This window comes from Robertmurraya siralis (assembly GCF_005502275.1).
In the GTDB taxonomy this organism is placed as follows: domain Bacteria; phylum Bacillota; class Bacilli; order Bacillales; family Cytobacillaceae; genus Robertmurraya; species Robertmurraya siralis.
Genome location: NZ_SWLZ01000009.1, coordinates 80,101 through 98,781, shown reverse-complemented (window position 1 = coordinate 98,781; position 18,681 = coordinate 80,101). Strand labels below are relative to the sequence as shown.

At 39.0% G+C, this 18,681-nt stretch carries 18 protein-coding genes; 16 read left to right on the top strand and 2 right to left on the bottom strand.

Annotation, left to right across the window (positions count from 1 at the left end; translation table 11 throughout):
• Positions 1-34 precede the first annotated feature (34 nt).
• Positions 35-301 (bottom strand): 30S ribosomal protein S20, encoded by a 267-nt coding sequence (gene rpsT, locus FCJ93_RS12875; RefSeq protein ID WP_095306883.1) that lies wholly within the window; start codon positions 299-301, stop codon positions 35-37.
• A gap of 254 nt (positions 302-555) precedes the next feature.
• Here rpsT and gpr point away from each other — a divergent pair, with 254 nt between their 5' ends.
• From gpr to deoC, 14 genes are all read left to right on the top strand, one after another.
• Positions 556-1,671: a GPR endopeptidase gene (gene gpr, locus FCJ93_RS12870; protein WP_095306882.1), complete on the top strand. Its 1,116-nt coding sequence runs from the start codon at positions 556-558 to the stop codon at positions 1,669-1,671.
• 94 nt (positions 1,672-1,765) lie between these two features.
• A complete protein-coding gene (locus FCJ93_RS12865; RefSeq protein ID WP_095306881.1) occupies positions 1,766-2,974 on the top strand; it encodes a stage II sporulation protein P in 1,209 nt (402 codons plus the stop codon).
• Positions 2,964-3,098, top strand: a complete 135-nt coding sequence (locus FCJ93_RS25665; RefSeq protein WP_268951586.1) for a hypothetical protein — start codon at positions 2,964-2,966, stop codon at positions 3,096-3,098. The genes FCJ93_RS12865 and FCJ93_RS25665 overlap by 11 nt, the downstream gene beginning before the upstream one ends.
• A gap of 193 nt (positions 3,099-3,291) precedes the next feature.
• Positions 3,292-3,630: a YqxA family protein gene (locus tag FCJ93_RS12860; RefSeq protein ID WP_137743856.1), complete on the top strand. Its 339-nt coding sequence runs from the start codon at positions 3,292-3,294 to the stop codon at positions 3,628-3,630.
• Between the two features lie 147 nt (positions 3,631-3,777).
• Positions 3,778-5,610, top strand: coding sequence for a translation elongation factor 4 (lepA, locus tag FCJ93_RS12855; protein WP_095306879.1), 1,833 nt, complete (start codon positions 3,778-3,780; stop codon positions 5,608-5,610).
• Between the two features lie 100 nt (positions 5,611-5,710).
• Positions 5,711-6,853 (top strand): radical SAM family heme chaperone HemW, encoded by a 1,143-nt coding sequence (hemW, locus tag FCJ93_RS12850; protein WP_095306878.1) that lies wholly within the window; start codon positions 5,711-5,713, stop codon positions 6,851-6,853.
• Positions 6,854-7,002: 149 nt separating this feature from the next.
• Positions 7,003-8,034 (top strand): heat-inducible transcriptional repressor HrcA, encoded by a 1,032-nt coding sequence (gene hrcA / locus FCJ93_RS12845; RefSeq protein WP_095306877.1) that lies wholly within the window; start codon positions 7,003-7,005, stop codon positions 8,032-8,034.
• 132 nt (positions 8,035-8,166) lie between these two features.
• Complete coding sequence (gene grpE / locus FCJ93_RS12840; RefSeq protein WP_095306876.1) at positions 8,167-8,769, top strand: nucleotide exchange factor GrpE; 603 nt, start codon at positions 8,167-8,169, stop codon at positions 8,767-8,769.
• A 47-nt stretch (positions 8,770-8,816) separates the two neighbouring features.
• Positions 8,817-10,652, top strand: a complete 1,836-nt coding sequence (dnaK, locus tag FCJ93_RS12835) for a molecular chaperone DnaK (RefSeq protein ID WP_137743855.1) — start codon at positions 8,817-8,819, stop codon at positions 10,650-10,652.
• Positions 10,653-10,972: 320 nt separating this feature from the next.
• Entirely contained in the window at positions 10,973-12,100 is a 1,128-nt protein-coding gene (gene dnaJ / locus FCJ93_RS12830; RefSeq protein ID WP_095306874.1) for a molecular chaperone DnaJ, read from the top strand.
• A 50-nt stretch (positions 12,101-12,150) separates the two neighbouring features.
• A complete protein-coding gene (gene prmA, locus FCJ93_RS12825; protein WP_095306873.1) occupies positions 12,151-13,089 on the top strand; it encodes a 50S ribosomal protein L11 methyltransferase in 939 nt (312 codons plus the stop codon).
• Positions 13,090-13,105: 16 nt separating this feature from the next.
• Positions 13,106-13,849, top strand: a complete 744-nt coding sequence (locus tag FCJ93_RS12820) for a 16S rRNA (uracil(1498)-N(3))-methyltransferase (RefSeq protein ID WP_095306872.1) — start codon at positions 13,106-13,108, stop codon at positions 13,847-13,849.
• A gap of 6 nt (positions 13,850-13,855) precedes the next feature.
• Positions 13,856-15,205 carry a tRNA (N(6)-L-threonylcarbamoyladenosine(37)-C(2))-methylthiotransferase MtaB gene (gene mtaB / locus FCJ93_RS12815; RefSeq protein ID WP_137743854.1) on the top strand — a complete coding sequence of 450 codons (1,350 nt, stop codon included), beginning with the start codon at positions 13,856-13,858 and terminating at the stop codon, positions 15,203-15,205.
• Between the two features lie 529 nt (positions 15,206-15,734).
• Complete coding sequence (deoC, locus tag FCJ93_RS12810) at positions 15,735-16,406, top strand: deoxyribose-phosphate aldolase (RefSeq protein ID WP_095306870.1); 672 nt, start codon at positions 15,735-15,737, stop codon at positions 16,404-16,406.
• Between the two features lie 166 nt (positions 16,407-16,572).
• Here deoC and FCJ93_RS12805 read toward each other — a convergent pair whose 3' ends face one another.
• The gene (locus tag FCJ93_RS12805) at positions 16,573-17,502 is read right to left on the bottom strand and encodes a Na/Pi symporter (protein WP_408014798.1); all 930 of its coding nucleotides are present in this window, start codon (positions 17,500-17,502) and stop codon (positions 16,573-16,575) included.
• A 242-nt stretch (positions 17,503-17,744) separates the two neighbouring features.
• Between FCJ93_RS12805 and rpsU the strand changes: the two genes are divergently transcribed.
• Together rpsU and FCJ93_RS12795 are read left to right on the top strand one after the other, a co-directional pair.
• On the top strand, positions 17,745-17,918 hold the full coding sequence (gene rpsU / locus FCJ93_RS12800) for a 30S ribosomal protein S21 (protein WP_019154564.1): 174 nt from the start codon (positions 17,745-17,747) through the stop codon (positions 17,916-17,918).
• Between the two features lie 15 nt (positions 17,919-17,933).
• Positions 17,934-18,377 (top strand): GatB/YqeY domain-containing protein, encoded by a 444-nt coding sequence (locus FCJ93_RS12795; protein WP_095306868.1) that lies wholly within the window; start codon positions 17,934-17,936, stop codon positions 18,375-18,377.
• Positions 18,378-18,681 lie beyond the last annotated feature (304 nt).

The following is an 18,681-nucleotide window of genomic DNA, read 5'->3' as shown; positions in this document are numbered from 1 at the left end:
AAGGGCTATCTGTTTGAGAGATAGCCTCACACAATTATGCGTTTAAAGTGTTTAACTTCTTTGCTAAACGAGATTTTTTACGAGCAGCAGCATTCTTGTGGATAAGACCTTTTGCAGCAGCCTTATCTAATTTTCTTGCAGCTTCTACGTAGCTTTCTTTTGCAGCAGCTTCGTCGTTATTTACAATTGCAGCTTCTACTTTCTTAACAGCAGTACGCATTGCAGATTTAACTGTTGAGTTGTGAGCATTACGTTCTTCACTTGTCTTAGCACGCTTGATAGCAGATTTAATATTTGCCATTCCATTCACCTCCCGAAAAAGCAATCGAGATTATATAAAACTCGATATTCACAATCCTAACATTAATTGCAGAACAAGAGATATTTTATCAAACGGATATATCTTTTGCAATACTATCTGTTTATTTTACGGGAAAGTAAATGTTTTTTCAAATGAATGTTTTGTATATGTGACGGTAATGCTAGATACTAGCAAGATTTTTATGGAATTACTAGTAGATTTTCCCTGGAAAGGAAAGGAAAGGAGAGGTGTTAATGGATTTAAGTAAATTTACTGTTCGAACCGATTTAGCAGTGGAAGCAAGAGAAATGGTCATTGCTGAAAGAGAAAAGGATCATGTACACGGACAGGAAGATATCTCTCAAGTTGAGGGAGTGATCATAAAGGAGAAGGAAGAAAACAATATAAAAGTTTCTTTAGTAGAAATTACGAAAGAGGGTTCCGATGCAGTCGGGAAAAAAGAAGGAAAGTATTTAACTCTTGAAGTGATTGGTATCAGACAACAGGATACAGAGCTTCAACGAAAGGTTGAAGACACATTTGTATTAGAATTCTCTCATTTCTTAAAGGAGCTGGGAATTAAAGAGGATGCCTCCTGTTTAGTAGTTGGTTTGGGAAATTGGAATGTTACGCCAGACGCCCTCGGACCACACGTATGTGAGAATCTTATTATAACGCGACATCTATATGAATTACAGCCTGAAAGTGTAGAAGAAGGGTTCCGACCTGTTAGTGCGATTGCGCCAGGGGTTATGGGCCTGACTGGAATTGAAACAAGCGATATTATTTTAGGGATTGTTGAGAAGACGAAACCGGATTTTGTCATTGCGATTGATGCTTTGGCGTCAAGGTCGATTGAGAGGGTAAACTCGACCATTCAAATTTCCGATACTGGCATTCATCCCGGTTCAGGGGTAGGAAATAAGAGGAAGGAATTAAGTAAAGAAACGCTTGGTATTCCAGTTATTGCCATTGGTGTTCCGACGGTTGTCGATGCTGTTTCGATTACAAGCGATACCATCGATTACATTTTGAAACATTTTGGAAAAGAACTAAAAGAAGGAGACCGACCTTCGCGTGCTTTAGCTCCAGCAGGCATGACTTTCGGTAAAAGAAAAAAATTAACAGAAGATGATTTGCCTGATGAGCATCATCGCAAAACATTTTTGGGAATGATTGGGACTTTGGAGGAAGAGGAAAAGAGAAAATTAATTTCAGAAGTTCTCTCTCCTCTTGGCCATAATCTTATGGTAACACCAAAAGAAGTGGATGTTTTTATAGAGGATATGGCTAATCTTCTTGCCAATGGATTAAATGCAGCATTACATCATTCGATCAACGAAGAGAATGCGGGCTTCTATACGAGATAATAGGTTCACTCCTTTTTAGGAGAGTGTTAAAAAAGGTTCTATCTTTTCTAGTAAAGTCATAAGAATTAGTAGACTTACTAAAAGAGGTGGAACGATGAAATATAACAGGTCTTCTTCATTTGTCGTAACTGTACAAGGGACCAGTGTTTTTCAATTTGTATTAGTCGTGATGTTATTGCTGTTGCTTATCTTTTCGGTGAGTGGCCTCATTACATCTTTGAAGCCAGAGTATCAAATTAAATCATCATCTATTAATAGTGCGACAGGACATTTGACAGGGGAAGTGTTATATCGCCTCCTAGGTACGGAAAATCATGCTTTTGGACAAGTGCTACCAAAAGATGAATCAACACCAAGTTTGACCAGTTTAGTGTTTAAGGTCTCAACAAATGTTAGTCTCGATGATCCAAGAAGTCTCCTCGGAAGAGAGTTGCCAGGATTTTCAATATTTGATGGGGAACTGGTGATTGCTGGAGAAGGCATTAATTATACGCATTTACCGATAGAATCCCCCCCACCTCCTGAAGCGTTGCAAAAGGAGAATGAGGCAGCGATAAAAGATATTGAGGAATTAGATGACTTAGATAATGGGGATGAAGAAGCGCCTCCACCAGCACAAACAACTGGTGATCGAAAAATGGTTTATCTTTATTTTACACATACTAGAGAATCCTTTCTTCCTCATTTAGAAGGTGTTACAGATCCTAATAGAGCACATCATTCAAAGATTAATGTGACAAGAATTGGCGATCATCTTCAAAAACAATTAGAACGTTATGGAATTGGAACGGTTGTAGATAAAACGGATATTATGACCAATCTAAGTGAAAAAGGGCTTTCTTATGGAAGATCTTATGATGAATCGAGAAAAGTTGTTGAAGCGGCGGTTACCTCTAATCGTGACCTTACGTATTTAATTGATATACATCGTGATTCACAACGGAAAGACAAGACTACAATAGAGATTAATGGTAAGTCCTACGCTCAGTTAATGTTTGTCCTTGGTGCAGAAAACCCAAATTATGAAAAGAATTTGAGACTAGCTGAAGAATTACACAAAAAGCTTAATAAGAAATATCCAGGCATAAGTAAAGGAGTTTCGAAAAAGCAAGGAGCTGGTACGAACGGAAAATTTAATCAGGATTTATCTGAAAATGCAATGCTCGTTGAGTTTGGTGGAGTTGATAATACATTTGAAGAATTAAATCGCTCCGCAGATGCCTTTGCAGCTGCATTTAGTGAAGTCTTTTGGCAAGCAGAAAGTGTGAACTTCCCGGTTGACGAGCCTGCAAATGAGCAATAATGGTGAAAAGGCAATTGCGATGATAACCCAATTGTTTCAGGATGTTGGCGACATTGAGTTTGTTCATCATAAAGAATTCATAAGGACAGTGGATGCAGAATTAGAGGAAAAGCTGTCCGCATAAAGAGTTCAAGAGGACCCCGAAAGCGGAAGTTGAGCGAAAGGTGCTCGCATAAAAGGGCTCAAGAGGACGGCAAAAGCAGATTTTAACCCAAATCTGCCCACATAGAGGACAAACTCAAGTAGATTTTGAGCAAAAATTGTTCTTATAACGGTTTACCAGCTTTTTCTAAATAAAAACGTAAGTAGGTGACATGATGAAGTTGTTTTTTTTGAAGTTTGTATTTGTCTTGGCTTTGATGTTTGTCTCTGTTTTATTTGGGATGCAACAGGCAAATGAAGGAATCGATCGGATGAAGGGCTTTGAGGATCACAACTTCAAAGAAGCGCTTCATGTTACTGAAAACGAAGGAGGGGAAGTGGAACTTGCTGTCTTAGGCAATGATATCAGTAGTCATGATATACAGGAAAAGAAAGCAAAGCTCGAAAAAATGAAGGCTTATAATTTTTTCTCCTCTATTGGCAAGAAGCTGGCAGAAGGTGTTTCCTCTTTTGCTAATAAGGCAATAGAATTAATTACAGAGCTGTTTCAATAGTGCCTTCTATTTTCCGTTGAATCTTGCCGAATCGACTGCTATAATCAAAAAATAGCGTATTTAATCAATTCCAACGGCTATGTGCTGTAAGCGTTTAGTTAAATTGGAATTGATTCGATGTGTGCGAGTATAGTAGGAGTGAACGATATGAACAAAGAAGAAAGACTGATGAGGCAATCAAAGATTCGCAATTTCTCGATCATCGCTCATATCGACCATGGAAAGTCGACGTTGGCAGATAGAATTTTAGAGAAAACGAATGCTTTAACTGCTCGTGAAATGAAGGACCAGCTCCTCGATTCGATGGATCTTGAGAGAGAACGGGGCATTACGATTAAATTAAACTCAGTTCAATTAAAATACAAAGCAAAAGATGGCGAGATCTATACGTTTCATTTAATCGACACACCTGGACATGTCGATTTCACCTATGAAGTATCCCGCAGTTTAGCAGCATGTGAAGGTGCTGTTCTCGTGGTCGATGCGGCACAGGGAATTGAAGCACAAACGTTGGCGAATGTTTATTTAGCACTTGACAATGATTTAGAAATCGTACCGGTTATCAATAAAATTGATCTTCCAAGTGCCGATCCGGAACGCGTTCGTAACGAGATTGAAGAAGTAATCGGATTAGATGCTTCTGAAGCTGTTTTAGCCAGTGCAAAAGCTGGGATTGGGATTGAAGAAATTTTGGAACAGATTGTCGAAAAGGTACCCGCACCTGTTGGAGATCCTGAAGCTCCATTAAAGGCGTTAATTTTTGATTCACTATATGATGCATACCGAGGAGTGGTTGCATATATTCGTGTGGTTGAGGGTACGGTGAAAGCTGGCGATAAAATTAAGATGATGGCAACGGGCAAGGAGTTTGAAGTGACAGAAGTAGGTGTCTTTACGCCAAAAGCCGTGCAAACAGAAGAATTATCTGTCGGAGATGTGGGATTTTTAACGGCTGCCATTAAAAATGTTGGGGATACCCGTGTTGGGGATACGATTACAAATGCAAAAAATGGTGCCTCAGAAGCGCTCCCAGGTTATCGTAAATTGAATCCAATGGTATATTGTGGTTTATATCCTATTGACAGCGCGAAATTTAATGACTTAAGAGAAGCTCTCGAAAAGCTTGAATTAAATGATTCCGCTCTTCAGTTTGAACCAGAAACATCGCAAGCATTAGGCTTTGGCTTCCGATGCGGGTTTCTTGGATTGCTCCATATGGAAATTATTCAGGAACGCATTGAAAGAGAATTTAAGATCGATTTAATCACGACTGCACCGAGTGTTATTTATGATGTTATTTTGACGGATGGTTCGCAAATAAAAATAGACAACCCTTCTGATATGCCAGATCCACAGAAAATTGAACGGATTGAAGAGCCATATGTAAAAGCAACGATGATGGCTCCAAATGATTATGTCGGCGCCATTATGGAGCTGTGCCAAGAAAAAAGAGGAAACTTCATTGATATGCAATATCTCGATGAAACGAGGGTGAGCATCATTTATGAAGTACCATTGTCCGAGATTGTCTACGATTTCTTCGATCAGTTAAAGTCGAGCACGAAAGGGTATGCTTCCTTTGACTATGAACTGATTGGCTATAAGCCATCAAAACTTGTGAAGATGGATATCCTTTTAAATGCAGAGAAAGTCGATGCGTTAAGCTTTATCGTTCATAAAGATTTTGCTTATGAACGAGGTAAGGTTATCGTAGAAAAATTAAAGGAATTAATTCCGAGACAGCAATTTGAAGTGCCTGTCCAAGCGGCAATCGGACAAAAAATTGTTGCCCGTTCTACGATTAAGGCGATGCGCAAAAACGTCTTAGCGAAATGCTACGGTGGAGATATTTCCCGTAAACGAAAGCTTCTTGAGAAGCAAAAAGAAGGGAAAAAGCGGATGAAACAGGTAGGCTCAGTTGAGGTACCTCAAGAGGCCTTTATGGCAGTATTGAAAATGGATGATAGTCAGAAAAAATAGGGTTTTTTAGAGTTTAACTTAAGAAAGAGGGGTTAGCCAGTCTTGTTATAACAAGAACTCTAACCTCTCTTTCATATTTAAAAAACGAGGTTGTGATTGTTTGATTAATGCGGCGTATATTCATATCCCCTTTTGTGAGCATATTTGCCATTATTGTGATTTTAATAAAGTGTTCCTTCAAGGACAACCAGTTGATGAATATATAAATTCATTAAAAAAAGAGATGGAGTTGACATTGCAAGAAGTGCCAACGTCTCACCTGCGTTCTATTTTTGTTGGTGGAGGCACGCCGACGGCATTAAATGAAAGGCAGCTTGCAGCTTTATGTCAAGGCATCCATGATTACCTTCCTTTCAATCAAGATACTGAGTTTACATTTGAAGCGAACCCGGGAGATCTTTCTAAAGAAAAATTGCAAATCCTCTATGAGGCAGGGGTCAATCGCTTAAGCTTTGGCGTCCAGACCTTTAACGATGAACTTTTGAAGAGAATAGGTCGTGTACATCGTGGAGCAGATGTATTCACATCGATTGCGCTTGCAAAAGCTGCAGGATTTGAAAACATTAGTGTCGATCTTATTTATAGCTTACCGGGCCAAACATTAGCTGATTTTAGAGAAACGCTTGCTACTTCTTTTTCATTAGATATTCAACATTATTCTGGGTATTCGTTAATAATTGAACCGAAGACGGTTTTCTATAATTTAATGAGAAAGGGCCGCCTTCCTTTGCCGGGAGAGGATGCTGAAGCCGCCATGTATGAGGAACTGATGGAGCAGATGGACAAGCATGGCTACCTTCAATATGAAATCAGTAATTTTGCAATTCCTGGCTATGAAAGCAGGCATAATTTAACGTATTGGAACAATAATGAATATTATGGTTTTGGAGCTGGCGCCCATTCTTATGTTAAAGGGCTGCGGCGTTCAAATGTTGGTCCTTTAAAGAAGTATATGGATCCACTTGAAAATGGGAAACTTCCTGTTTTTGAAGAAAATAAGCCGACAAAAGCAGAGCAAATGGAGGAAGAAATGTTCCTTGGATTAAGAAAGAATGAAGGGGTTTCGATTGAACGGTTTATTGAAAGATACGGGATTTCACCTGTGGATTTATTTGCAAATGAAATGTTGGATTTAAGGAAAAAGGATTTAATTTGTGAAGAAAATAATTATATAAGATTAACCAGGAAAGGTAGATTTCTTGGAAATGAAGTATTTCAATCGTTCTTAGGCATAGTCCAGTAATGTGATGATGGTTTTTTTGAATAAGGAATGGGGATGGCATCCAGACTGAATAAAAAAGCTTAAATGATTGACACGATCCCCTGATATTTGATAATTTAATAATAGATTTAGCACTCGATATAAAGGAGTGCTAACAGAGGTGATATAAAGTGTTAACAGATCGTCAATTGTTAATTTTCCAAGTGATTGTTGATGATTTTATTCGGTCTGCTCAACCAGTTGGTTCGAGAAGCTTGTCGAAGAAGGAAGAAATACAGTTTAGTTCGGCTACAATTCGAAACGAGATGGCAGATTTAGAAGAACTCGGTTTTCTGGAAAAAACACACACCTCATCGGGGAGAATTCCATCCGAGAAAGGGTATAGATTTTACGTAGATCATTTGCTATCTCCGCAAAAACTTGATACAAAAGATGTGAACTCTGTACGTTCAATTTTTACGGAGAGAATATATGAATTAGAGAAGATTGTTCAAAGATCTGCACAAATTTTATCAGAGTTGACAAATTATACTGCTATAGTTCTTGGTCCAGCAGTGAGGGAGAACAAGCTAAAGAAAATTCAAATTGTCCCTTTGAACGATGAAACAGCGATTGCCATTATTGTTACAGATACTGGGCATGTAGAAAATAAGATGTTCCATCTACCGATTGGAATTGATTCTAGTGATATTGAGAAGCTTGTCAATATTTTGAATGAACGGCTTACAGGTGTCCCACTTGAGGAATTAAACGGAAAAATCTACAAGGAAGTAGCTCTTGTTTTGCGGCAGCATATTCGCAGTTATGATTCGATGTTTTCTTCACTGGTAGAAACGTTGAAAATTCCAACAAATGAAAAATTATTTTTTGGTGGTAAAACGAACATGCTCAGTCAACCGGAATTTCATGATATTAGTAAAGTGAAAAACCTGTTGACAATGATTGAACATGAGGAAGATATGTATGATATCATTCGAAAAAATCCTTCTGGTATTAATGTTAAAATTGGGAAGGAAAATGGCAATTCTGCAATGGATGATTGCAGCTTAATCACCGCCACTTATTCAATTGGAACTGAACAATTAGGTACGATTGCTATTTTAGGGCCAACTCGAATGGAATATTCAAGAGTTATAAGTTTATTAAAATTTTTTAGCAACGATTTATCGGTAGTGCTAACAAAGCTGTATCAAAGTAAGTAGTGCTGGAAATATTGATAAAGGGTGGAATTAAGCAATTCCATCCCTTTTCCTTGCGTTGCTGTTATTTTTTGATTTACATAGATGTTAGCTGACAGATTTAGTCGGTGTCTACTTTAAAGGGAGGTGAAAACGTTGGCTGAAGAAAAAAACACACTGGAGGAAGAAGCGGTGTCTACCAACGAAGAACAAAATATTCAAGAAGAAATTGAACCTATAATTGATGAAGAGAAAGAGGAAGTACCTGAAGATTCATCCTCTGTTGATGAAGAAAAACTTACAAAGCTAGAAGAGCAGCTTGCAGCTCTGCAAAAAGAGCTGGAAGAAAAAGAAAACCGCTACCTTCGATTACAAGCTGATTTCGAAAACTCTCGCCGTCGAGCTAGATTGGATTATGAAGCGGCGCAAAAATATAGAGCACAAAATTTAATTTCTGATATTCTGCCTGTATTGGATAACTTTGAACGTGCATTGAATGTGGAGACCGATCATGAACAGACGAAATCCTTGCTCCAAGGCATGGAAATGATTTATCGCAGTCTTCTTGATGCTTTAAAGAAAGAAGGCGTAGAAGTGATTGAATCGGAAGGGAAGGAGTTTGATCCGAATTTCCATCAAGCGGTTATGCAGGTTGCGGAAGAGGGATATGATTCGAACATTGTCGTGGAAGAATTTCAAAAAGGATATGTATTAAAGGATCGTGTCATTCGACCAGCAATGGTTAAAGTTAATCAGTAAAAAATAGAGAAAAAGTGTTTACATATTAAAATTGGGAGGCTAATAACATGAGCAAAATTATTGGTATCGACTTAGGAACAACAAACTCCTGTGTAGCGGTTCTTGAAGGTGGCGAACCAAAAGTAATTCCAAATCCAGAAGGAAATCGCACAACTCCATCCGTCGTGGCATTTAAAAACGGCGAGCGTCAAGTGGGAGAAGTAGCAAAGCGCCAAGCGATTACAAACCCTAATACCATCCTATCTATTAAACGTCATATGGGAACTTCTCATAAAGAAACGATTGAAGGAAAAGAATATACACCACAAGAAATTTCAGCTATTATTTTACAGCATTTAAAATCTTATGCTGAAGATTATTTAGGTGAGCCCGTTACAAAAGCAGTTATTACAGTACCAGCATATTTCAACGATGCAGAACGTCAAGCAACAAAGGATGCTGGAAAAATTGCTGGATTAGAAGTAGAGCGTATTATTAACGAACCTACTGCTGCTGCACTTGCTTACGGTTTAGATAAAATGGAAGAAGATCAAACGATTCTAGTGTATGACCTTGGTGGTGGTACGTTTGACGTATCGATCCTTGAATTAGGAGACGGCGTATTTGAAGTTAAATCTACTGCTGGTGATAACCGTCTTGGCGGAGATGACTTTGACCAAGTTATTATTGACTATTTAGTTGAGGAATTTAAGAAAGAGAATGGCATTGATCTCTCAAAAGATAAGATGGCTATGCAGCGCTTAAAAGATGCAGCTGAGAAAGCAAAGAAAGATCTATCTGGTGTAACTTCTACACAAATTTCTTTACCGTTTATTACCGCTGGTGAAGCAGGTCCACTTCATTTAGAAGTCACATTATCACGTGCTAAGTTTGACAAATTATCTTCAGATCTCGTTGAAAGAACAATGGGACCGACTCGTCAAGCGTTACAAGATGCAGGTCTTACAGCTGCTGATATCGATAAAGTTATTCTTGTCGGTGGTTCTACTCGTATCCCAGCTGTGCAAGAAGCGATTAAAAAAGCAACTGGTAAGGAACCTCATAGAGGAGTAAACCCAGACGAAGTAGTTGCAATGGGTGCAGCTGTTCAAGGTGGAGTGATCACGGGTGATGTTAAAGATGTTGTCTTACTAGACGTAACACCTTTATCACTTGGGATTGAAACAATGGGTGGTGTCTTTACGAAGTTAATTGAACGCAATACGACGATTCCAACTTCTAAATCACAAGTATTCTCTACCGCTGCTGATAATCAAACAGCAGTTGACATTCATGTTCTCCAAGGAGAGCGTCCAATGGCAGCTGATAACAAAACACTGGGACGTTTCCAATTAACAGATATTCCACCAGCACCACGTGGAATTCCACAAATTGAAGTGTCATTTGATATCGATAAAAATGGTATCGTAAATGTACGTGCGAAAGATCTTGGAACCAACAAGGAACAAGCAATTACAATTAAATCTTCAACAGGTCTATCTGATGATGAAATCGATAAAATGATTAAAGAGGCTGAAGCAAATGCAGAGGCTGATCAAAAGCGTAAGGAAGAAGTGGAATTACGCAATGAAGCGGATCAATTGGTATTCCAAACAGATAAAACATTAAAAGATCTTGAAGGTAAAGTTGATGAAGCGGAAGTAACGAAAGCAACAGAAGCGAAAGATGCACTTAAAGCAGCAATTGAAAAGAATGATCTTGATGAAATCCGTGCGAAAAAGGATGCACTACAAGAAATCGTTCAAAACCTTTCTGTTAAGCTTTACGAGGAAGCTGCCAAGCAAGCACAGGCTGCACAGGGAGCTGAAGGAGAAGCAGGTGCTGCTCCTAAAGACGACAACGTTGTAGACGCTGAATTCGAAGAAATCAAAGATGATAAATAGAAAAGCGGATGCGGCTTGAACAAACCCGACAAGCACTGGAAGGCCAGAAGTGGAAGTCGCACTTTTGACTTTTGCGTCTGGACTGAAGTGTCTCGAGGGTTTAGCCGCAGAAGCTAGACAAATAGAAAAGCGGAGAGTGCTCGTCCATCGGCGACAAGCATCGAATTAGTTATTGAATATAGAATATAGAAAGGTCAAAGTCACTGTCTTTATGACTTTGGCTTTTTCTATGTAAGGTCCTAGTGATAGATTTATTTGCACTTCTACAAGTTTGAGTGTTAAAATAACTTTTATGCGAATGGATTCGGGGAGTGGTAAGGTTGAGTAAAAGAGACTATTATGAAGTCTTAGGAGTAAGCAAATCCGCCTCTAAAGACGAAATTAAAAAAGCATATCGAAAGTTATCGAAAAAATATCATCCAGATATTAATAAAGAGGCGGATGCGGACGAAAAATTTAAAGAAGTTAAGGAAGCGTATGAAGTATTAAGCGATGATGCGAAGCGCTCACAATACGACCAATTCGGTCACACTGATCCAAATCAAGGCTTCGGTGGTGGAGGCTTTGGGGGCGGCGGCTTCGGTGGCTTTGAGGATATATTTGAAACGTTTTTTGGCGGCGGTGGTTCCAGACGTCGTGATCCTAATGCTCCTAGGCAAGGTGCTGACCTTCAATATACGATGACGCTTTCTTTTGAAGAAGCAGTCTTTGGAAAAGAAACAGACATCGAAATTCCACGTGAAGAGACATGTGATACTTGTCACGGAAGTGGGGCAAAACCGGGAACGAAGCCGGAAACTTGTAAGCACTGTAATGGTAGCGGTCAATTAAATGTAGAGCAGAATACTCCTTTTGGAAGAATAGTAAACCGAAGAGTTTGTCATCATTGCAGCGGTACAGGCAAAGAAATTAAGCATAAATGCTCAACTTGTGGCGGCACAGGGAAAGTGAAAAAACGTCGCAAAATTCATGTCAAAATTCCCGCTGGAATTGATGACGGTCAACAGCTAAGAGTATCAGGACAAGGAGAGCCTGGCATTAACGGCGGTCCAGCTGGGGATCTATATGTAGTATTTCATGTTCGCTCCCATGAATTCTTTGAGCGGGATGAGGATGATATTTATTGTGAAATGCCGATCACGTTTGTTCAGGCAGCTCTTGGTGATGAGATAGAAGTGCCAACGCTGCATGGCAAAGTAAAGCTTAAGGTTCCAGCAGGTACACAGACAGGCACTAAATTCCGTCTTCGTGGAAAAGGAGTTCCTAATGTAAGGGGATATGGAGTTGGTGACCAGCACGTTATAATGCGAATTGTCACACCAACGAAGTTGACTGAAAAGCAAAAGCAATTGCTACAGGAATTTGCCGAAATAAGTGGAAAAGTCCCTCAAGGTGATCAAGAAGAAGGCTTTTTTTCAAAGGTAAAAAGAGCATTTAAAGGTGAATAACGCAAGTAATATACAGTGTTATCGGAGTTTAAGGAAACGGAGTTGGTAGAATGAAGTGGTCTGAAATTGCCATTCATACAACAAATGAGGCGGTTGAACCGATCTCAAATATTTTACATGAAGCAGGTGCCTCTGGTGTTGTCATTGAGGATCCTTTTGAGCTTGAGAAGGAGAGGGAAGACCACTTCGGTGAAATCTATCAATTGAACCCTGACGACTACCCTGAAGAGGGAGTAATTATTAAAGCTTATTTACCAGTTAATAGCTTTTTAGGCGAAACAGTTGAAGAGATTAAAGAAGCAATTAATGGACTAATTCTTCACAATATCGATATTGGGAAAAATACTGTTACGATTAGTGAAGTCAATGAAGAAGAATGGGCAACAGCTTGGAAAAAATATTACCATCCTGTAAAGATCTCAGAAAAATTCACCATCGTTCCTACCTGGGAGGAGTATACGCCTGTTCATAGCGATGAGCTCATTATAGAATTAGACCCTGGGATGGCCTTTGGTACAGGAACCCACCCAACAACGGTCATGTGTATACAGGCTCTCGAGAGAACGGTCAAACAAGGTGATCATGTTGTTGACGTGGGAACGGGTTCCGGTGTGTTAAGTATCGCTGCTGGTTTGTTAGGAGCAGAAAAAATACAAGCACTGGACTTGGATGAAGTGGCTGTCAATTCAGCCAGAATTAATATTAAACTTAATAAGGTCCACGATCGAGCAACTGTTTCTCAAAATAACCTGCTTGATGGGATCACAGGACCTGTTGATGTAGTGGTAGCTAATATTCTTGCTGAAGTCATTCTGCGTTTTACAGATGATGCAGCACGGATTGTAAAACAAAACGGATATTTCATAACATCTGGAATTATCCTGCAAAAGAAGCAAGAGGTTAAAGAAGCAATGATTACATCTGGGTTTGAAATTGTTGAAACCATTCAAATGGAAGATTGGGTTGCGTTCATTGCAAAACGAATTTAGTTAAGAGGTGCTTAAAATGCAGCGATATTTTGTGAGAAATTTCGAAGATAATCGTTTCTATATTTCTGATGATGATCGCCATCATATTGTCAAGGTAATGCGTTTGCAAGTGGATGATGAAATCTACTGTGTTACCAAAGGCAAAAGTGCCCTCTGTCGGATAGAAGAAATTACCGATCAACAAGTCGTTGCAAAAGTTGTAAAATGGGAAGAAGCTTCTGTTGAAATGCCGATACAGGTGACCATTGCGAGCGGTCTGCCCAAAGGGGATAAACTGGAGTGGATTATTCAAAAAGGGACGGAATTAGGGGCAGCTAAGTTTATCCCTTTTACTGCATCTCGCTCCATTGTGAAATGGGATGAAAAAAAGGCATTTAAAAAGGTTGAACGCTGGAATCGGATTGCAAAGGAAGCGGCCGAACAATCCCATCGTCACATACGGCCAGAAGTACACCAGCCAATTTCCTTAAAAAAACTAGTCGAGTTAAGTGAAAATTATGATTATAAATTGGTGGCTTATGAAGAAAGTGCGAAGCAAGGGGAAGCATCCGTTTTTTCCTCTGTATTAAAAGAAATGAAAGCGGGGCAATCCATTCTCATTATATTTGGACCGGAGGGTGGATTAACAGAGGAAGAAATAGCTCTGTTAAATGATGCTGGTTTCCTTTCTTGTAGTTTAGGTCCGAGAATTTTAAGAACAGAAACAGCACCATTGTATGCATTAGCTGCTGTTTCTTTTCAAACTGAATTAATGGGGTGAAGATAAATGGCATCAGTTGCCTTTCATACATTAGGTTGTAAAGTCAATCATTATGAAACAGAGGCCATTTGGCAATTATTTAAAGAGCAGGGCTATGACCGAACAGATTTTGAATCCCGAGCGGATGTTTATGTCATTAATACATGTACTGTTACAAATACTGGAGATAAGAAAAGCCGGCAAGTGATTAGACGTGCCATTAGAAAGAATCCTGATGCAGTTATTTGTGTAACAGGCTGTTATGCACAAACTTCACCAGCAGAAATCATGGCGATTCCTGGGGTAGATATTGTGGTCGGTACTCAGGATCGGGTGAAAATGCTTGAGTATATTGAGCAATATAAGGTGGAACGTCAGCCGATTAATGGCGTCGGAAATATCATGAAAAATCGCGTTTATGAAGAATTAGACGTGCCTGCTTTTACAGACCGTACTAGAGCCTCTTTGAAAATTCAAGAAGGCTGCAATAATTTCTGTACATTCTGCATCATTCCTTGGGCGCGTGGACTCATGAGATCACGTGATCCACAAGAAGTTATCCGTCAAGCACAGCAGTTGGTGAATGCTGGATATCAAGAAATTGTCTTAACCGGGATTCATACAGGTGGGTATGGAGAAGACATGAAGGATTACAATCTCGCATCCCTTTTAAGAGATTTAGAAGATCAGGTAAAAGGATTGAAGCGCCTTCGTATCTCTTCCATTGAAGCAAGTCAGATTACGGATGAAGTTATTGATGTCATCGATCAATCAAATGTCATTGTCAGACATTTACACATTCCAATCCAATCTGGTTCAAATACGGTGTTAAAAAGAATGCGTCGTAAGTATACAATGGAATTCTTTGCGGAAAGATTAGAGCGTTTAAAGGAAGTACTTCCCGGTCTCGCGGTCACCTCAGATGTGATTGTCGGTTTCCCGGGAGAAACAGAAGAAGAGTTTATGGAAACTTACAATTTTATCAAAAGACATCAATTCTCTGAGCTTCATGTGTTCCCATACTCTAAAAGAACAGGTACGCCAGCAGCAAGAATGGAGGATCAAGTAGATGAGGATGTGAAAAATGAAAGAGTTCATCGCCTCATCGCGCTTTCGGATCAATTAGCGAAAGAGTATGCTTCCCAATTTGAAAATGAAGTTCTTGAAGTGATACCTGAAGAAAAATTCAAGGATGATCCAAATGGTGAGATGTATGAAGGATATACAGATAACTATTTAAAAGTCGTTTTCAAAGGCACTGAAGACCTGATTGGAAAAATTGTTAAAGTAAAGATTGAAAAGGCTGGCTATCCATATAATGAAGGCCAATTTGTTCGCGTATTAAATGATTTGGATGTCCAAGAAACAGCAGTATAATCGTTAAAATAAAAAGATGTCCCAACTTCTACACCTTTGGACATCTTTTTATTTTCTGTCCATTTTTTGGTGCGTCTAACAGGAGCTTTTGCCTATCAAACTTCACGTCTCCTCCTTCAGCCAATTTAACTGGAGGTATTTTTTCACGATAGTTTGGTCGGCGATGGGCATGAAGGAAAGCTCATTTGTTTCGCAGCAACAAATAAATTTTAATTGTTCCCTGTTTTTCCGAAGCAATGTATAGGAAAATAGCTGCTGTATTCTTTCTAAAATTAAGTGCTAAAATCTGACGTTCTCAATTTGTATGATTTTTTCATAGAAATTTACCGTTGCAAGCTTTTGGAGTAATGATGACGAATATGGTGCTTTCTAAATGGCAAAAAAGCTAGGGAAACTTTAATGTCCATTTAAAAAGGTGATCGGTTATTTTTGTGAAAATGACAAAAAATAAGCTCGAAAAAGAAAAGCTTCAATGATATGATGAGAGAGGTACGTACAACTTAATGTTATTGGAAAGGGGCTTGAAAAAATGGAACATACCATTGCCAACTATATTGATCATACATTATTAAAAGCGGATGCGAAAGAAGAGCAAATTGAAAAACTTTGCTTGGAAGCAAAGGAATATGGATTTGCTTCTGTTTGTGTGAACCCTGCATGGGTCCGCTATGCAAGTGCAATTCTTGATGGTACCGATGTCAAGGTTTGTACAGTGATTGGCTTTCCGTTAGGGGCAGCTACTTCCGAAACAAAAGCATTTGAAACGAAGAATGCGATTGATAACGGGGCAACAGAAGTGGATATGGTAATTAATATCGGTGCTTTAAAGAGTGGTGATACTGATTTAGTAGAAGCGGATATTCGTGCGGTTGTAGAAGCGGCTAAAGGTAAGGCACTTACTAAAGTAATTATTGAAACATCTCTACTTGCTGAAGAAGAAAAAGTAACTGCTTGTGAATTATCTGTCAAAGCTGGTGCAGATTTTGTGAAAACATCAACCGGGTTTTCCACGGGAGGAGCAACGATTGAAGATATTCGCCTTATGAGAAAAGTTGTTGGACCGAATATTGGCGTAAAAGCATCTGGAGGAGTAAGAAGTGCCGATGACGCAAAAAATATGATTGACGCTGGGGCGACAAGAATTGGTGCAAGCTCTGGCATTGCAATTGTACAAGGATTAGCTTCAAACTCCGATTATTAACAGAGTCGAATTATGCTAGGTTCTAACAATATTTTGAGAAATTGATTATTTCTTCATTTCATGTGAACTCTTGGTCTCATGGAATAAGAGAGAAAATGAGCCAATAATGAACAAGGACATACAGCAAAGCCTTAAAAAAAGATTGAGCGGATTCACTCAATCTTTTTTATTTCTGATAAAATTTCAACATTATGTCGGCTATTTTGTTAGCAAAAGGTAGAGCGATAATGGATGAAATGCAGTTAAAGATCAAACTAATATGAGCTAATTGGACATCTGGCTGTGTTGCAAGTATTTGAGCGAGTTTTGATAAGTAAGGAATAAATGGATAGAACAATATCACTCCAAGAAGATTCAACCATATATGGGCATAGGCACAGAGCTTTGATTCATTACCTCCGCCAATGCTGGCAAGAAGGGCAGTAATGCAGGTACCAATATTGGCTCCTAGCATTATGGCAATTCCAGCATCAATTCCGATTACAGCGCTGCTTAAAAATCCCATTGCAATCCCAGTTGTTGCCGTGCTTGATTGAATAATCATGGTTATGATCATTCCTGCAACGATGCTCGCAAAGTGATTTTGATTAAGCATTGAAGTATACTCGTTTATCCATGGCAATGCGGCAATTGGTGTAGCAATAAGTTCAAATCCATTCATAGCTGAAAAAATGAGGGCCAATCCAAGTAAAACGAATCCAATGCTTTTAAGGATCGTTTTTTTCACTAATGCGAGAATCGCTCCTGCTATCGCAATCGGAACTATGGCGGAATTGATGTTGAAAGTAATGAATTCAGTTGTAAAAGTCGTGCCTATATTCGTTCCTAAAATAATGCCGATTGACTGCTTAAAGGTGAGCATTTTTGCTCCAATAAGGCCAATTGTCATTACCATAACGGCTGAACTTGATTGCAGGATCCCAGTAACAACAGTTCCAACAAGCATTCCCCTAAAGGGGGTATTGGTAAGTTTAATTAACCATTGTTTTGAAGAGGAGGCAGATGCATTAAACAAGCCTGTTCTTAAAACAGTCATCCCAATGAGAAACAAGATAATAAAAAAGATAAATACCAAAATATTAAACAAGCTTATCACCCTTTCCATAAACTCTATGGCGTGAAGAAGACAAGCATGCCTATATTTCTTGTAATGAGGAATTTATAATGATACTAATTACAACAAAATACGACAATTAGCTTTTTCAACAAAGGTTAAAATAGGAGTCGTGTGGTAATAGGAGCGAATACTGTTGACCTTGCCCCGTCATTATATTATAATTGCAAAGTACATGGTTTCATGTAGTGTAAGTGTGTTGTGTTCGGAGGGAGGGAAAGAGAATGTCTAAAACTGTTGTTCGTAAAAACGAATCACTTGAAGATGCTCTTCGTCGTTTTAAACGTACTGTATCTAAATCGGGTACTATACAAGAAGCTAGAAAGCGTGAATTCTACGAAAAACCTAGCGTAAAGCGTAAGAAAAAGTCTGAAGCTGCAAGAAAACGTAAGTGGTAAGAGAGGGTGTAAGTAATGAGTCTTCTCGAGCGTTTGAATCAGGATATGAAGCAGGCGATGAAAAACAAAGAAAAAGACAAACTCTCCGTTATTCGGATGGTCAAGGCTTCTTTGCAAAATGAAGCGATTAAGCTTGGTCACGAGTTATCCGAGGATGAAGAGTTAACAGTCCTTTCTCGTGAAGTAAAACAACGCAAGGATTCCCTCCATGAATTTGACAAAGCAGGCCGCGAGGACCTAGTTGAAAAAATTCGTACTGAGTTGCAGTATGTGGAAGAATATATGCCTAAGCAGCTATCTGAAGAGGAAATTTCTAAAATTGTCCAAGAGACAGTTGCAGAAGTAGGTGCTACTTCAAAAGCTGAAATGGGAAAAGTGATGGCTGCGATTATGCCGAAGGTAAAAGGCAAAGCAGATGGATCACTTGTTAATAAACTTGTACAACAACACCTTTCATAAGCGTATTAAAGACCGTAGGGCCCGTGCTCTATGGTCTTTTTACGCTCTTCGCTTGAATTTAGCATAGTACGAACGATTTAAATGAATGTTTGACCGCCGCAAATTCTCGTTGACTTATCCGCGCAAATTGTTTGCCACTTCATATAAGTTTTTACAGTCCAAAAGTGCAGTCTTGGCCCGATCAATAGACAATAGCTCCTATTTGCTTTTGCATTTGTTCCATACCTGAGATATATTGTTACTTAGTTTAAGAGATATTTCGTTAAATGGGCGCAATTGATTAAACTATTTGACCTAATTGTGG

Bases quoted from the DNA above. Each gene is read 5' to 3' on its own strand.
- rpsT (WP_095306883.1), bottom strand. From the start codon at position 301: ATGGCAAATATTAAATCTGCTATCAAGCGTGCTAAGACAAGTGAAGAA.
- FCJ93_RS12820 (WP_095306872.1), top strand. From the start codon at position 13,106: ATGCAGCGATATTTTGTGAGAAATTTCGAAGATAATCGTTTCTATATT.
- FCJ93_RS25665 (WP_268951586.1), top strand. From the start codon at position 2,964: ATGAGCAATAATGGTGAAAAGGCAATTGCGATGATAACCCAATTGTTT.
- FCJ93_RS12795 (WP_095306868.1), top strand. From the start codon at position 17,934: ATGAGTCTTCTCGAGCGTTTGAATCAGGATATGAAGCAGGCGATGAAA.
- dnaK (WP_137743855.1), top strand. From the start codon at position 8,817: ATGAGCAAAATTATTGGTATCGACTTAGGAACAACAAACTCCTGTGTA.
- FCJ93_RS12865 (WP_095306881.1), top strand. From the start codon at position 1,766: ATGAAATATAACAGGTCTTCTTCATTTGTCGTAACTGTACAAGGGACC.
- mtaB (WP_137743854.1), top strand. From the start codon at position 13,856: ATGGCATCAGTTGCCTTTCATACATTAGGTTGTAAAGTCAATCATTAT.
- rpsU (WP_019154564.1), top strand. From the start codon at position 17,745: ATGTCTAAAACTGTTGTTCGTAAAAACGAATCACTTGAAGATGCTCTT.
- gpr (WP_095306882.1), top strand. From the start codon at position 556: ATGGATTTAAGTAAATTTACTGTTCGAACCGATTTAGCAGTGGAAGCA.
- deoC (WP_095306870.1), top strand. From the start codon at position 15,735: ATGGAACATACCATTGCCAACTATATTGATCATACATTATTAAAAGCG.
- prmA (WP_095306873.1), top strand. From the start codon at position 12,151: ATGAAGTGGTCTGAAATTGCCATTCATACAACAAATGAGGCGGTTGAA.
- lepA (WP_095306879.1), top strand. From the start codon at position 3,778: ATGAACAAAGAAGAAAGACTGATGAGGCAATCAAAGATTCGCAATTTC.
- FCJ93_RS12860 (WP_137743856.1), top strand. From the start codon at position 3,292: ATGAAGTTGTTTTTTTTGAAGTTTGTATTTGTCTTGGCTTTGATGTTT.